14 protein-coding genes and 1 pseudogene are annotated in these 14,386 nt (G+C 59.8%); 3 read left to right on the forward strand and 12 right to left on the reverse strand.

Annotation, left to right across the window (positions count from 1 at the left end):
- Window positions 1–279: 279 nt before the first annotated feature.
- Window positions 280–1,257 (reverse strand): AraC family transcriptional regulator, encoded by a 978-nt coding sequence (locus tag O4H53_RS00005; RefSeq protein ID WP_269360414.1) that lies wholly within the window; start codon window positions 1,255–1,257, stop codon window positions 280–282.
- Between the two features lie 143 nt (window positions 1,258–1,400).
- On the opposite strand from O4H53_RS00005, the gene O4H53_RS00010 reads away from it, so the two are divergent.
- Window positions 1,401–1,841, forward strand: a complete 441-nt coding sequence (locus O4H53_RS00010; RefSeq protein ID WP_269360415.1) for an SRPBCC family protein — start codon at window positions 1,401–1,403, stop codon at window positions 1,839–1,841.
- Between the two features lie 81 nt (window positions 1,842–1,922).
- Window positions 1,923–2,864 (forward strand): quinone oxidoreductase family protein, encoded by a 942-nt coding sequence (locus tag O4H53_RS00015; RefSeq protein WP_269360416.1) that lies wholly within the window; start codon window positions 1,923–1,925, stop codon window positions 2,862–2,864.
- 302 nt (window positions 2,865–3,166) lie between these two features.
- On the opposite strand, the gene O4H53_RS00020 is transcribed toward O4H53_RS00015, so the two are convergent.
- Window positions 3,167–3,730, reverse strand: a complete 564-nt coding sequence (locus O4H53_RS00020; protein WP_269360417.1) for a TetR/AcrR family transcriptional regulator — start codon at window positions 3,728–3,730, stop codon at window positions 3,167–3,169.
- The gene (locus tag O4H53_RS00025) at window positions 3,727–4,263 is read right to left on the reverse strand and encodes a dihydrofolate reductase family protein (RefSeq protein WP_269360418.1); all 537 of its coding nucleotides are present in this window, start codon (window positions 4,261–4,263) and stop codon (window positions 3,727–3,729) included. Before O4H53_RS00025 ends, O4H53_RS00020 begins: the two co-directional genes overlap by 4 nt.
- 438 nt (window positions 4,264–4,701) lie before the next feature.
- Here O4H53_RS00025 and O4H53_RS00030 point away from each other — a divergent pair.
- Window positions 4,702–4,896: pseudogene (locus O4H53_RS00030) on the forward strand (hypothetical protein); the annotation flags it as partial.
- A 61-nt stretch (window positions 4,897–4,957) separates the two neighbouring features.
- Here O4H53_RS00030 and xylB read toward each other — a convergent pair.
- The 9 genes from xylB to O4H53_RS00075 form a co-directional block, all read right to left on the reverse strand.
- Window positions 4,958–6,409 (reverse strand): xylulokinase, encoded by a 1,452-nt coding sequence (gene xylB, locus O4H53_RS00035; RefSeq protein ID WP_269360419.1) that lies wholly within the window; start codon window positions 6,407–6,409, stop codon window positions 4,958–4,960.
- A complete protein-coding gene (locus O4H53_RS00040) occupies window positions 6,410–7,882 on the reverse strand; it encodes a mannitol dehydrogenase family protein (protein WP_269360420.1) in 1,473 nt (490 codons plus the stop codon). It abuts the gene before it with no gap.
- Window positions 7,879–8,580 (reverse strand): HAD family hydrolase, encoded by a 702-nt coding sequence (locus O4H53_RS00045; protein ID WP_269360421.1) that lies wholly within the window; start codon window positions 8,578–8,580, stop codon window positions 7,879–7,881. The genes O4H53_RS00040 and O4H53_RS00045 overlap by 4 nt, the downstream gene beginning before the upstream one ends.
- A gap of 41 nt (window positions 8,581–8,621) precedes the next feature.
- A complete protein-coding gene (locus O4H53_RS00050; RefSeq protein ID WP_269360422.1) occupies window positions 8,622–9,683 on the reverse strand; it encodes an ABC transporter ATP-binding protein in 1,062 nt (353 codons plus the stop codon).
- 11 nt (window positions 9,684–9,694) lie between these two features.
- A complete protein-coding gene (locus O4H53_RS00055; protein WP_269360423.1) occupies window positions 9,695–10,747 on the reverse strand; it encodes an NAD(P)-dependent alcohol dehydrogenase in 1,053 nt (350 codons plus the stop codon).
- Window positions 10,748–10,750: 3 nt separating this feature from the next.
- Window positions 10,751–10,996: a DUF2160 family membrane protein gene (locus O4H53_RS00060; RefSeq protein ID WP_269360424.1), complete on the reverse strand. Its 246-nt coding sequence runs from the start codon at window positions 10,994–10,996 to the stop codon at window positions 10,751–10,753.
- Between the two features lie 4 nt (window positions 10,997–11,000).
- Entirely contained in the window at window positions 11,001–11,837 is an 837-nt protein-coding gene (locus O4H53_RS00065; RefSeq protein WP_269360425.1) for a carbohydrate ABC transporter permease, read from the reverse strand.
- A gap of 4 nt (window positions 11,838–11,841) precedes the next feature.
- Window positions 11,842–12,717, reverse strand: a complete 876-nt coding sequence (locus tag O4H53_RS00070; RefSeq protein ID WP_269360426.1) for a carbohydrate ABC transporter permease — start codon at window positions 12,715–12,717, stop codon at window positions 11,842–11,844.
- A gap of 134 nt (window positions 12,718–12,851) precedes the next feature.
- Window positions 12,852–14,291 carry an extracellular solute-binding protein gene (locus tag O4H53_RS00075; RefSeq protein WP_269360427.1) on the reverse strand — a complete coding sequence of 480 codons (1,440 nt, stop codon included), beginning with the start codon at window positions 14,289–14,291 and terminating at the stop codon, window positions 12,852–12,854.
- Between the last annotated feature and the right edge of the window lie 95 nt (window positions 14,292–14,386).

The following is a 14,386-nucleotide window of genomic DNA, read 5'->3' on the forward strand; positions in this document are numbered from 1 at the left end:
ATCTGCGGCATAAGCTTGCCCAGATCGACCGCCTGATCGGTGATCCCAAAGCCCGCCGCAGCGCGACGTTCGACCGGGTTGGCCGACGGCGGGTGCTTTTGCCTTCGGTGGTGCTCTTCCGCCTGGGATCGCTCGGCACGGCGCTGGCCCCCGGGTTTGGCGCGGCGCTTGACGTGTTTGTCTGCGGAGCGAATATCGATTCCGCCCCTCTGGGTGTCTGGTCGGGGTCCGGCTGGTCTCCGGGACGGATTCCACACGAGTTGATTCCCGGGATAGGCCTTAAGCTGAAGGTGTGGGCGCCCCAGTCGATGCTCGAAATGAATGGTTTCTGTCCGTTTCGGGTTCACGCTCCGCTTCCCGCAGGTAACGGCGCGGCGGGCGGCCCATTTCCCGCTTGAAAGCGGCCGAGAAAGCAAACTCGGAGGCATATCCAAGTGATGCCGCGATTTCCGCGATACTGTCACCGGTCCCGACCAGTCTTTCACCGGCGAGCATCATCCGCCAGCGCGTGAGATAGGCAATCGGAGTCGTGCCGACTTTCAGTCTGAACCGTTGCGCGAAAACCGTGCGTGACAGACCAACCTGCCGCGCCAGCGCCTCCACTGTCCAGGCGCGGCCAGCGTCCGCATGCATCGCGCGGATCGCCGGGCCGACATGCGGATCAGCGAGCGCGGCGAGCCAGCCGGTCGTGTCTTGCCCCTGGTCTTCCACGTGCAATCTAAGAGCCTGGACCAGCATCATGTGCGACAGTTGCTGAGCCATGAGCGAAGACCCGGCGCGCGCTTCCCGCATCTCCTCCATCATCATCTCGATGGACCCACGCAATCGCGCTCTGCCGTCGGTGGTCTTGACCCGGATGAGGGGCGGAAGGGACCGCAGAAGGAGCGCGGCATGGCGTCCGTTGACTTCGAAACGGCTGCCGACCAGATAGCAATCGCCGCCGCCGTTGACAGTAATTGTATTGCCGCTGCTCCCGGGATCGAGCACTTCGCTGGCGGGACGCGGCGCAACGTCAGGGCCGCTGGAGATGATGACGTCCCGGCCGCTCGGCAGCACGAAGCATTCGCCTTCGTCGAGCCGCACCGATGTTACTGTTCCTTCCGCCTTTAGCCAGCAGGTACCGCGGATCACAGCATAACATTTGATGCGCCCCGCAAGATCGTCGAGAGCGAGCGCCCAGGAGCCCCCGGCGTCAAACCCGGCTGTGATGTAGCTCTGCGGCTTGAGCAGAGACAGAAGGTCAGACAATGGGTCCATGGCAGATCCGTACGATCGCGTAAAAGGCTAGAACTATCTCACATAGCCCGTCCGGAGCCTGCTGTCTATCTAGCGGTCATGTTGTTCCCTCGTCGATCCCGATTCCGCCGGGCATCGCCGAACAGGAAAGGAAAGGACCAAACATGACTGAAGTTGTTGCGAGCGGTGTCATCGACGCAGATGCCGATACTGTCTGGATGGGTTTGAGAGATTTCTCGGGCCCCGCACGCTGGGTGCGCAATATCGTCACGAGCGATATCGAGGGAGAGGATGCGGTCGATCAGGTCGGAGCAATCCGCCGACTGGTATTCGACAGCGGCAACGAGCTGTGCGAACGCCTGATTGCTCTGTCGGATCGGGAACGCTACTTCCGCTATGCCCTGCTGCCGCCGACGTCCCTGCCGATCCAGGATTACAGTGGGAAAGTCCAGGTCATTCCGATCACGGATGGCAACCGGGCGCTGGTTCACTGGTGCGGCAGCTTCACGATCCGTGAAGGCGCACCGGAAGAGGTCAGGGCCTGGGTCCGGAGCATCTACCAGCGCGACATCGAAGACATGCAAGCCTATTTCGAAGGGCTCTGACCCTTTACCGAGCTGCCCATGTGCCCGGACCCGGCACAGATGGCCAACTCCCACACTGTCCGAAAATATGGAGATCTCGTTATGAAAGCCGCTATTATCACGTCGCCCGGGGATGGCCCCCGATACGGCGAATTCCACGAACCCGAAGCGAACGAAGGTGAGGTCGTTATCGCGGTCACTGCGGCGCCTATCAGCCCGGTTGTTCGCACCCGTGCCTCGGCGCAACCCATATCGGCGGAAGGTGACGGCTTTGTCGCCGGCGTCGATGGGGTGGGGACCGATGCCACAGGACGTAGAGTCTATTTCCTGTTCCCGAAAGCGCCGTTCGGGGCGCTGGCGCAGCGCACGCTTGTTCCGGAAGCATTGACCGTACCCGTTCCTGACGGGTTGAGCGATGCCTGTGCCGCCGCTGTCGCCACCGCCGGTCTGGCTTCCTGGGTCGCACTGACCCGCCGCACACCGATCCAAACCGGACAGACAGTGCTCGTTACCGGCGCGAATGGTTCGGCCGGCGGGATGGCCCTGAAGGTCGCGCGGCATCTGGGTGCAGGTCGCACCATCGCTGTGGTGCGCACCCATGAGAAGCTGAAGGGACTGCCCGCGGATACCGGAATTGCGCTCGACGCTCCGGATGCAGATGATCGACTGAAGGCCGTTTTCGACGACGGCGTCGACATCGTTCTCGATTTCGTCTGGGGGTCGGTGGCCGAACGCCTCCTTGCCGCCGCCACCGCGGGGCGAGGATCTCCCGCCGGGGAACCAAGCCGCCGCTATCTGGTTCTTGGAACGCTTGGCGGTGCCACAGTGCCGATTTCCGGCTACGGGCTGCAAAGCTCCGGGCTGGAAATCCTGGGTTCAGGCATCGGTTCGGCTGCCGTGGCCGACTATCTGTCCTCCGTGGGCGAGCTGCTGGCTGTCGCGCAGCGCGAGGGTTTCGCGCCCCCTCACGAGGTCCGACCGCTGAGCGACGTCGAAAGCGTCTGGAAACGATCCAGCGACGTTCGCTATGTCATTCAGCCTTAGAGAGGCCGACGCCTGGATAAAGACAAGTCACTCAAAAAAGCGTTCTGTAAAAGCTCGCCGGGTTCTGTCGCCATTAGTTCTATGCCAAGTTGGCACGCCTTTGGCGTGACGGGTTTGACGGATTTTCCCGCAGCCCATTGCCCGGCAGGTCATTGCGCAGCAATGTCCCGAGAGGAGGCGTCACATCTGCTTGGAATAGAACCACTATTCCTGCGCGGATAGGCGCCCGGCGGAGATTGTTCGCGCATCGTAAATCAAGTGTCGCGCAGAGGTCTGCTTCGAGCCCTTACCGCCCCGGTATCTCATTGATTTAGGCCTACCAAAAGTTCGCTCAGTGCCATGGTGAACCCCTGATCTTCGGGAGGAGCACAGTCCAAGCGTCGTCCACTCATCGCAGTCGCCAACGCAGCGCCATGGGTGAAGTCCACGAGTATGTCGCGCCACAGCCGCGCCTTGTGATCTGGAAGGCCGCCTTCGGCCAGAAAGGCAGAGATCATGTTGGTGATCCGTTCCGCCTGCTGCGGAAAAACCATCGGTCGGCTGAAGATCAGCAGGGTCAATGCCGGATGGCGGAGCACCTGCGCTTGGTAGGCCTTCAGCAGACCTTCAATCCGATCGAATGGCGTGCCGTCCACTGGCGCCTTTACTTGCGCGTAGACTGCGTCCGACATCGCGCCGATCAAGCCATCACGACCGCCGAAGTGATGATAGATCGTCATCGGGTTTATACCGAGTCGCTTCGCCAGCGCCCTCATGGTGAAGGCGTCTACGCCCTCGCGGTCCAGAAGTTCGAGGGCGGCTAGGACCATATCGTCGCGCGAGACAGGAGCTTCCGCCTGCGGCGGCCGCCCCCGTGGTCGCTTCATGCTTCAATCCGGTAGTGGGACTGGACAAGTCCGGAGGGAAAGCTCTTCGTCCCTTCGTGGCGAAGCGAAATGTCTGCGGCGACCTTTCCGAACAATCTGCGTCCTTCACCAAGGAGCACCGGAACGCTCGTGATTACCATCTCGGTGATCAATCCGGCCCTAATGAAGGACTGAATGAGAAGACCACCATCGACATAGACCTTCCGATGTCCTTCGATTTCCAGCATGTGCATCGCCTCTTCAGGTGTATTGTTCGCAACCCGGACCTTCTCGACCAGGTCGTCCGGCAGGTCGGACTGCGTCATGGTTGATGACATGACAACAACTGGCCGACTGTAGACCCAGGGCCTGGTGGCTCGCATTTTATCGAACGTTCCACGGCCCATCAGAATGATGTCGATGTCCGCAATAAAGGCATCGTAGCCATGGTCTTCGTCGGGATTATCGCGCTCCAGAAGCCAAGCGATATCACCGTCGCTTCGCGCGATGAAGCCGTCCAAACTCGTAGCGATGAAGGCATGTCCAGTGATCATTTCACACCTTTATTTATACAATGTATAATAATAAATGCCGGCGCGCGTCCCAAGTGTCAAGATCAATGTCCGAGCGTTGGCAAGGCTGAGACTTCGCTCGCGATTGAAGGCACCCGAGGCCGAAAGTAGACGGTCGCAAAGTTCCCTTCCTCACCGCCCACGATCAAATCAACTCGATATTCACGCCCCGCCGCTATCGGCTCATATCTCCACGCAAGGTCCGATGCCTTCGACCTGTGGCACGGTTCTGCGCCCGAAATGCCCGCCTGCGAAAACCACACATGGTGAAAGCTGTCCTTGAGGTCGAAACATTGGCGCCGCTGCGCAATGCCGCCTAGGTCCTTAGGCTGAAATTGGTGGGCATCGCAAAAGAAACGGTTCTGACGCAAGGTTTTAGCGGTTGGCGGGACTGGATCGCGAGTGGCAAGTGTGCGTTTTGTGTTTGAAAGCGAACACCTAAGCGGGGCGGTTGATTTCAAAGGGAACCATTTCCCCAAGAGCGCGATCCTTTACGCTGTGTTTTTCTATGTCCGCTACGGTGTCTCGTATCGGGATCTTGAGGAGATCATGGCTGAATGCGGCGTCGAAATCGATCTTCCCACGTTGAACTGCCGGGTGGTGAAGTTCTCGCCGCAAATGCCCAGGCCAGAAAGAGGCCGAGCTGCATTGCCACGTAAAATGGGCTGCAGCCGCATCACTGGATGGCCTTAAGTCCGGGATAGGCATCCCGAAACGCCGCATAGGCGTCTGAAAAGGCAACGCTGCAGCTTTGGTTCGGCAGGATTTCCTCTTTGATTTCCGGTGGCAAGATGACGTTTTCCGGCGGGCCGTCAAACGCGGCAATCATGCCCAGTCGCGCCGCGCCAAGTGCAGCACCGAATTCACCCGAGGCCGGTAGCCGCAGCGGGATGTCCAGCGCGGTCGCGATCACCCGGAGCCAGTATCGCGACGCGCTGCCACCGCCAATCGCGATAAGGCTTTCCATCTTGGCGTCCGTCGCCTGCAACGCATCAAAGCTGTCGCGCAGTCCGAAAGCCACTCCCTCCAGCACCGCGCGCGTCAGCTCTTCGAGCGTCGTGCCGGTTGAGAGCCCGGTAAAGGCGCCCCTGATCTCGGCATCGTTGTGCGGGGTGCGTTCCCCCGAAAGATAGGGCAAAAATCTGACCGACGACGGCGGCAGCAGGGTATCGCCCAGTGCGCCGGTCAATTCCGACGGCCTTTTGCCCGCGATCCGGGCCAGCCAGTTGAGACTGTCGGTGGCCGAGAGCATGACGCCCATCTGATACCATCGACCGGGAAGGGCGTGGCAAAAGGTGTGAACAGCGGTCTCCGGCGCAGGCCGGTAACCGTCACGGGCCGCCAGCAAAACGCCCGAGGTGCCGAGCGACACAAACCCCTGTCCCTCGTCCAGTGCGCCGATGCCGCATGCGGCGGCGGCATTGTCACCCGCACCGCCCGCGACCGTCACCGGTCCGGCGATCCCCCATCGTGCGGCCAATTCTGTGCGAAGTTCCCCGGCGGCTTCGGACCCTTCCACCAGACGCGGCATCTGATCGGCACGCATGTGGCTGGCCTCCAGCAGACGGGGTGACCACGATCGCCCGCCGACATCCAGCCACGAGGTGCCTGCGCTGTCGGACATGTCTGCAACATAGTCGCCGGTCAGGTAATAGTTCAGATAGGCCGCCGGAAGCAGCACCTTCGCGACCTTGCTGAATATCTCGGGTTCATGCTTGCGGACCCATTCCAGCTTGGGCGCGGTAAAGCCGGGAAAGACGATGTTGCCCGACAGCGCGCGCACCCCTTCGCTGGCGTCCAGATGTGCGGCCTCGGCATAGGATCGGCTATCGTTCCACAGGATGCAGGGCCTTAGAACCGCCCCCGACGCATCCAGCAGCGTCGCACCGTGCATATGACCCGCCACGCCGATGCCGCGCAGGTCCGCAAAGGTGGGGTAGGTTGCGCGCATTTCGTCAATGGCGGCCTCGAGGCCCGCGATCCAGTCGGCCGGATCCTGTTCGGACCAACCGGAGTGCGGATGGGTGGCGTTATAGTGCCGCTCGATCGCGCCGATGGGGGTTCCGTCGCCGTCCACAAGCAATACGCGTAGGCCGGAAGTGCCAAGGTCAATGCCAAGAAATGTCATTCAGGCGCCCTTCAGATAGGTTAGCAGCGCGGCATTCATGCCGTCGTGATACATCATGTTCAACCAGCGTGAAAAGCTGGTGGCAAAGCGCGGGCAATCGACAAGGTCACCGTAAAGTTGCCGTTGTTCCAGCCACGCGACCGGCGATGATTTTGCCTTCTGCGCCGTAGCGTTCAGCTGAGCCCAAAGCGGGTCGTTTGGCGCGATTTCGGACCCGTCGTCACGGGTTCCCTCGCACATGCGCGCCCAGGCGGCCTCGGCCAGCGCCAGACCGTCCAGCGGGGCGTTGGCGGCGCGAGCGTCACGGACAGTGGGCAGGATCATTCCGGTGTGGCGGGATGATCCGTCAAAGGCGATACGCCGGATGGTATCGACGATCCGGGGGTTGGAAAAACGAGTTTCGATCAGATCCACATAGGCGGCGGGCGTCATTCCCGGCACCGGTGTGACGTGGGGCACGATCTCTTCGATCTCGACCTTTCGGAAAAAACCCGCAACCAAAGGGTGCTGCATTGCCTGCGACACGGTTTCAATCCCCAGAACCTCGGCCACGTTGGCGATCAATTGGTGGCCGCCGTTCAGAATGCGGATCTTTTGCGCCTCGTACCCATGTACGTCGTTCGAAAACTGCGCACCGACCTTGTCCCAGTCCGGGCGACCGGCACAAAAATCGTCTTCGATCACCCATTGCCGGAAATCTTCATGGGTGACGGGTGCTCTGTCGTCGATCCCCATGTTGCGGACCAATGTGATTTCCCCTGGTCCCGTGGCGGGAACGATGCAATCGACCATGGAATTGGGAAAGGAGCAGTTGCTCTCAATCCAATCCGCCAGATCCGGATCACTCAACCGCGCAAGCGAAACCACCGTCTGCCGCAAGACGGTGCCGTTGCCTTGCAGGTTGTCGCAACTTTGCACGGTAAAGGGGCCGACGCCTCCATCGCGACGCAGTTTCAGTGCGGCGACTATGGCACCAAAGGCGGTGCGCGGGGTATCGGGATGCGCCGCGTCGTGTCGGATGTCCGCATGGGACACATCAAAACCTTTTGAAACGGGATCAATGTAATAGCCGCCCTCGGTCACGGTCAGAGAGACGATGCGAATATCGGGCGCCGCCAACGCGTCGATCAGCTGGCGGTTGCACTTTTGGACGGGGACATAGCCAATCATTGAGCCGGTGACTTCGCCAACGACACCAGCAGGATCCAATGCGATCAGGGTTGTCAGAAAATCCTGTTTCTCCAGCCGGTTACGCATCTCGTTGTCGTAAGGGCGCACGCCCGCGCCGACAATGGCCCAATCCAGAGCTAGTCCTTGCTGCATCAGCCGGTGCAGATACCAGGACTGATGCGCCCGGTGAAAGTTGCCCAATCCGATGTGGACAATCCCGGCTTTCAGCGTTCTGCGGTCATAGCGGGGCACGTCGATGCCTGCAGGCAGGGCATTCAGCGTGTCGTCTGAGAGGGCGATCATTTTGTGGTCCTTTGCGTGTGCCCCTGGATGAACTCCGTGACCTCTGAAAGTTCTGTGAAGACCGCGATTGCACCGGCATCGCGCAGCACGGCAGCATGCTGGTCCCGTTTTCCGTCCAGATGCTCTCCGCCGACAAAGCCAATGGCGGGAATGCCGGCCGCACGCGCACCCCGGATACCGTGCGGAGAATCCTCCAGCACGAGGCACTCGGCGGCCTTCAGGCCCAGCCGCTCAAGCGCCAGCTCGAACAGGTCAGGCGCGGGCTTTCCGTTTGCGACCTCTTCCGCGCTGCAAGCTGTATCTGCAAAGCACTGTGCAAGCCTCGCGAGTTCCAGCGTTGCAGCCATGCGACGCAATGACCCGCCAGTCGCGATTGCCATGGCGGTGCCTTGTCTCTGCAGACCCGACAGCAACGCATCCGCGCCCGCGATCTTGACCAGTTTGGTCGCGTAGGAGGCCAGCAACCGGTCCTCGACCCGCTGTGCGAAATCCGCAGGGACGGGGCGGCCAAGCCGTTTGGATACGTAGTCCACAATCACCGGCATCGCGACCCCGAGAAACCGTTCGCCGACTTCACGGGCACTGGCGTCCTGAATGCCAAGATTGCGCATCTCGACGGCGATGGCCTCAAGCGACAGCGGTTCGCTGTCAACCAGACACCCGTCCAGATCGAATATCACGGCCCGTGTTCTGGGCATGGCGCGTCCCCTCTTGTCTGGGCAGTTCGTAAGAGGGGTCTTCAAATGCGATGCTCGGACTTGCGGTCAAAAAGGTGCACGTCATCCGGATTGATGACAAAGCCAAGTTGCGAACCAGGGCGCGCGTTGATTCGGTCCTTGACCAGCGCGTCGATCAGGTCCTTGCCGGATTTGGCAAAAATTTGCGTTTCTGATCCGGTGGGTTCGACTACAACCACGTCCATGGGAATGCCCGTTGCGCCGATCTGAATGTGCTCGGGACGGATGCCGTATGTCACGCCCTGCCCGTCCTGTGCCGATGTCTGAGGCAGGGGCAGTTTCAGTCCACTGTCCGAAACAAAGACCTTGCAGCCGTCTTCGGAAGCGACCTTACCGTGCACGAAATTCATCGACGGCGACCCGATAAAGCTGGCGACAAAGGTGTTTTGCGGATTGTCGTACAGGTCCAGCGGCGAGCCGATTTGTTCCACACGTCCGTCACGCATGACGACGATCTTGTCGGCCATGGTCATGGCTTCGATTTGATCGTGCGTCACATAGACGATGGTGGTGCCCAGACGCTGATGCAGTTCCTTGATCTCAACGCGCATGGTCACGCGCAGCTTGGCATCCAGGTTCGACAGCGGTTCATCGAACAGGAAAACCTGAGGATCACGCACGATGGCCCGCCCCATGGCGACGCGCTGGCGTTGACCCCCCGACAGTTCCTTGGGATAGCGTTTGAGGTATTTGGTCAGGTCAAGGATATCGGCGGCCTTGGTGACCTTTTCGTCTATCTCGGCGGCGGGGCGTTTCGCCATCTTTAGCGGGAAACCTATGTTGTCATAGACGGTTTTGTGCGGGTACAGCGCATAGCTCTGAAACACCATCGCGATGTCTCGCTCCTTGGGCGGTATGTCATTCACGACACGTTCGCCGATCGAGATCGTGCCCTCGCTGACCTCTTCCAAACCGGCAAGCATCCGCAAAAGCGTGGACTTGCCACAGCCCGAAGGGCCGACCAGCACGACGAATTCGCCATCCTCGATATCGACGCTGACGCCATGCATGACCTGCACGTTGCCGTAGCGCTTGATGACGTCATTTATTGTTACGGTGGCCATGTCGCTGTCCCCTATTGCGGAAGTACGATTTGCATCTTCACATCCGCCGGAGGGGCAGACGCGGCGATTTCGAACGCGCGCACGCTGTCCGAAAAGTCGAATGTTCTGGTGATCAGCGGTTTGACGTCGATGGCTCCCGAACTCAGCATGCCGACGCAGCGCGGAAACACGTGGGCGTAGCGAAAGATATTCTCGACCCGCGCCTCGCGGACCATGGCGGCACCCGCATCATATTGGATCGGATCGGGTTGACCGCCGATCATGACGACACAGCCGCCGGGGCAAAGCGGTTCGAACACGGTTCTTGCCGCATGGGGCGATCCGGTCGCCTCAAAGACAAGGTCCACACCCCAACCGTCCGTGTCGCGTTTGACGATATCGACGATATTCTCTGAACTGACGTTCACCGGCGCGATGGCATCGCTGAGCGATCCAGCAATCTCCAGCTTTTTCTCGGCCAGATCGGTCACATAAACCCGCGCACAGCCCGCCGCCAATGCCGCCAGCGCCGTCACCAGGCCGATGGGCCCCGCCCCCATGACAACCGCGTTGTCGCCGGGCTTGACCCGCGCCTTGGTGGCGGCGTGGACACCGACAGCCAAGGGTTCGACCATCGCCGCCTCGGCAAAGCTCACATTGTCCGGCAGTTTGAAGGTAAAGGCCTCGGGATGCACGCATGTCGGACGCAGGATCCCGTGTACTGGCGGCGTCGCCCAAAACCGCACCGCCGGGTCGATGTTATACATGCCCAGTTGCGTCGCTCGGCTGTTGGGATCGGGAATGCCCGGCTCCATACAGACACGATCCCCGGTCTTCAGCGTTTGCACGTCGGCGCCGACCTCGATCACGGTGCCCGATGCCTCGTGGCCCAGGATCATCGGTTCGTTCACCACGAACGGCCCGATGCGCCCGTGCGTGTAATAGTGGACGTCCGACCCGCAAATGCCCACGGTGTGCAGCTTGATACGCACATCGCGCGGCCCCAGTGTTTCCTCGACCCGGTCAATGGTGGGGAAGTCCCGCAGGTTGAGTTCGTCTTTCTTTTCAAGAACGAGCGCTTTCATGTCTCAGCCTTTTCTGATGATGATAAATGCCATCACCACGGCGATAGCGTTGGCGATCCAGATGGACAGGCCGGCGGGTTCCAGAAACCGGAACCAGAACAGCGACAGCGCGATCCACAGGACGACCGAAATGAAAAGCCGGTCGAACCAGTTCGTCTCGATGGGCAGAAAGCCTGCAGTCTCCTCGGGTGGCGCGTTTTCGTCCTCTTGCTGTGTCGTGGCAAGTGGCGTGTGGTGTGGGTCGCTCATGTCGTTATCCTTTCACCGCGCCAAAGGTCAGCCCCGCGACGATGTGTTTTTGCACAAGGCCAAAGACGATCAGGGCGGGGATCAGCGTAAAGACCGAGATTGTCGCCATGATGCCCCATTCGGTGCCGGTCGACGTCACGTATTCGGAAAGACCCGTGGTCAGGGTGCGTGCGTTGAAATTGGTCAGGGTCGCAGCCAGCAGGTATTCGTTCCAGGCAAAGACCCAGGTCAGGATCAGGGTCACGGCCAGGCCGGGACGGCACAGTGGAAAAACGATCTCGGTAATGACCTTCCATGCGCTGGCACCGTCGACATATGCCGCTTCGTCCAGTTCCTTCGGAATGCCGTCCACGGTCGGCCGCAGGGTCCAGATCGCAAAAGGTAGGTTGAAGGTGCAATAGACCAGGATCATGCCGATCCGCGTGTCCAGCAGGTTCCAGTCACCCACCGCATAGACCTGTGTCATCAGCAAAAACAGCGGCAGCAAGAACACCGCCGGCGGCGCCATGCGGTTGGTGATGGTCCAGAAGAAGATTGACTCCTTGCCGCTCATGTTGAACCGCGACAGCGCGTAGCAGGCAAAAAACCCAAGCACCGTGCACAGCACCGCATTTCCGGTCGAGATGATGACCGAGTTCAGCATGTAGCTGCGTAAGAGCCGGTCGCCCCAGACCTTGGTATAGTTCCCCCAGAAGGGGTCCGACAAGATCAGCTCGGGTGTCGAAAACAGTTGAACCGCAGGCTTTACCGAAATGACGAACAGCCAGTAGATCGGGAACAGGGTCAGCACGCTGACAAGGCTCCAGAAGACAATACCGATGATCGGGCTTTGCTTTTTCATAACCTCAGTCCTTCTTGCTGCGGGGTGCAAGCATGGTCACGTACAGCAACCAGCAGGCGACGATCGTGAGGTAGAGAACGACGACCGAAATGGTCGATCCGTAACCGTAGTTCGTTTTCGGGAACACTTCCTTGAAGATGTGCACCCCGACAAATCGGGTGGCAGAGCCGGGCCCGCCGCCGGTCAGCATCCAGACCTCGTCAACCGTTCTGAGGGCGTCCATGAGACGGATGAAAACGGTTGCGACAACGGCGGGGGCAATCATCGGCAGCGTGATGTGCCAAAAGATCTGACGCTTGTTCGCGCCGTCGATCTGCGCCTGTTCAAATGGGTCCGACGGCAACGAAACCAACGCGGCAATCAGCGTCAGGGTCACCAGCGGCGTCCAGTGCCAGATATCCATGATGACCACCGTGACAAAGGCGGCAGGGGCGGATGTGGCGATGTTCATCGTGATCCCGAACCAATCGTCGAGGAACTTCGGAATGATCCCGATCGAGGGCGTCGTCATCAGCTTCCAGACCGACCCGACGATAATCGGTGCCATGATCAACGGCAGCGTGTGGATCGTGCGAAAGATCGCCTTGCCCGGGAAATCGCGCATGAACGCCTGCGCCAGCACATAGCCAAGGATCAGTTCGGACAGGACGGCGAACAGGACGAACATAACTGTGACGCCTATCGAACTCAGGAACGCGGGGTCAAAGACGATCTGGCGAAAGTTATTCGCGCCGTTGAACACCATCTCTGGATTGACCGCAAAAGGGTTCCATTGATGGAAAGAAACAAAGACGACGTAGATGAAGGGCAAGACACCAAAGAAGAACAGGATCAACAGTGTCGGTGCCAGAAGGATCCAGCCAAGTGTTTTGGATTGCATGACGCACCTTTGCTGTTGTCGATGCCCGACGATGACATCGGCTGTGCCTTGAATGAATGTGACTTGGTTTCGATGTGGGTCGCCGCGTGAAGCCAGCGGCGGCGACCCTGTCGGCAACCTGAGAGGAGATCAGGTTACTTGCGGTAGCCCAGTTCGGTCAAAGTGGATTCTGCCGTCGCGGCCATCTGATCCAGACCTTCCTGAACACCCAGATCGCCGGTCAGGATCTGGTAAAAGACCGGCGCTGTTGCTTCGCGGACCTGCGCGTGGAACGGATAGGCCGGGGCCCCTGCGAACAGGTAGCCCTTGTCCTTGATCAGGTCATAATAGCCGCTCAGCTTGTCGTTCATCTCCTGAACCTTGGGATCGTCATAGGTCGCGGTGTTGGTCACACGCGGTGCGGCAACCGCCCAATCGGGCTGAACTTCGTTCTGGCCGATATACTGCAAGAACAGCGCGGTGGCTTCCTTGTTCTTTGACGAATGCGGCATGCCGAATGCGCCGCCATCATAATAGCCGATATAGCCAGTGCCGCCTTCAACTTCTTCCAGAATGCCATCTTTCAGCGGCGGCAGCGCCACGCCAACCTTGCCGACAACCAGCGATTTGGTTTCGTCCGCGGCGATCCAACCTGCGTTTTCGCCGTAAACCAGACCTTGCGCTGCGCGACCCGCGCCAAAGGTGGTGCCGACCTCGGTCCAGGTCGATGCAGGGCTTTCGGGCGGCGCGATGTCACGCATGGACAGCCACCATTCCATTGCTTCGACTGCTTCGGGGCTGTTCATTTCGCCGCCGTTTTCAACCGAAGCGCCATAGTTGTTGTCCGCGTCGATTCCCCAGTTGTAGACGCCGAAGGTCGGTGCGACTGACTCGAAATATTCATACCAGGACGCCACGTGTCCGGTGTGGGCTTGTGCGGTTGTGCCCCACAGATCCAGGCCGTTTTCTTCGCCGTATGCAGTAAAGAATTGCGCGATCTCGGCATATTCTGCATGGGTCGTCGCGGGGGCAAGGTCACGACCTGTCTTTTCCTTGAACGCCGCTTGAATCTCAGGATCGTTAAAAAGGTCGGTCCGGTAAAGATAGACCTTCAGGAAAGCTTCCATTGGCACACCGTACAGATGGCCTGCATCGTCCTTGAAGTAGTTTGCGAAGGTGGTGAAATTGCTTTCGTCGTAGGTTGTCGCCTTTAGATCCGGATTGTCGGCCAGGAACTGGGTCAGATCGGTCAGAAAGTCGCGGGACAGATACGAATAGATGATGTCCTGTTCGATATAGGCCATGTCATAGATGCCGGTGCCGGCTTCCATGTCCTTGATGGCCTTGTCGAACATCTGGTCCCAGGACGTTGTTTCGACGTCGACCCGAATGCCGGTCAACGCCTCGAATTCGGGCGCGAGAACTTCGCGGATGTACAGTGACGGCGGCGACGATTCCGTCACGCCACGGATGGTGACGCCCTGATACGGTTCGGCGGCTGCTTTCCACCAGGCCTCGTCGATTTCGGCAAATGCCGAGGTCGCGGCGACGGTCAGTGCAAGCGCAGATGCGCCTATCTTGAATGTAAAACTCACGGTTTTCCTCCCATTTTTAAGGGCGCAGCGCAGGCTGTTGAGCACACTAAGCGAATCGTTACACGCCACCTCCCGCCGTGACAATGCAATTGCAT

It is taken from the genome of Sulfitobacter sp. G21635-S1, from assembly GCF_027213915.1.
GTDB lineage: Bacteria > Pseudomonadota > Alphaproteobacteria > Rhodobacterales > Rhodobacteraceae > Sulfitobacter.

Bases quoted from the DNA above. Each gene is read 5' to 3' on its own strand.
- O4H53_RS00005 (WP_269360414.1), bottom strand. From the start codon at position 1,257: ATGGACCCATTGTCTGACCTTCTGTCTCTGCTCAAGCCGCAGAGCTAC.
- O4H53_RS00010 (WP_269360415.1), top strand. From the start codon at position 1,401: ATGACTGAAGTTGTTGCGAGCGGTGTCATCGACGCAGATGCCGATACT.
- O4H53_RS00015 (WP_269360416.1), top strand. From the start codon at position 1,923: ATGAAAGCCGCTATTATCACGTCGCCCGGGGATGGCCCCCGATACGGC.
- O4H53_RS00020 (WP_269360417.1), bottom strand. From the start codon at position 3,730: ATGAAGCGACCACGGGGGCGGCCGCCGCAGGCGGAAGCTCCTGTCTCG.
- O4H53_RS00025 (WP_269360418.1), bottom strand. From the start codon at position 4,263: ATGATCACTGGACATGCCTTCATCGCTACGAGTTTGGACGGCTTCATC.
- xylB (WP_269360419.1), bottom strand. From the start codon at position 6,409: ATGACATTTCTTGGCATTGACCTTGGCACTTCCGGCCTACGCGTATTG.
- O4H53_RS00040 (WP_269360420.1), bottom strand. From the start codon at position 7,882: ATGATCGCCCTCTCAGACGACACGCTGAATGCCCTGCCTGCAGGCATC.
- O4H53_RS00045 (WP_269360421.1), bottom strand. From the start codon at position 8,580: ATGCCCAGAACACGGGCCGTGATATTCGATCTGGACGGGTGTCTGGTT.
- O4H53_RS00050 (WP_269360422.1), bottom strand. From the start codon at position 9,683: ATGGCCACCGTAACAATAAATGACGTCATCAAGCGCTACGGCAACGTG.
- O4H53_RS00055 (WP_269360423.1), bottom strand. From the start codon at position 10,747: ATGAAAGCGCTCGTTCTTGAAAAGAAAGACGAACTCAACCTGCGGGAC.
- O4H53_RS00060 (WP_269360424.1), bottom strand. From the start codon at position 10,996: ATGAGCGACCCACACCACACGCCACTTGCCACGACACAGCAAGAGGAC.
- O4H53_RS00065 (WP_269360425.1), bottom strand. From the start codon at position 11,837: ATGAAAAAGCAAAGCCCGATCATCGGTATTGTCTTCTGGAGCCTTGTC.
- O4H53_RS00070 (WP_269360426.1), bottom strand. From the start codon at position 12,717: ATGCAATCCAAAACACTTGGCTGGATCCTTCTGGCACCGACACTGTTG.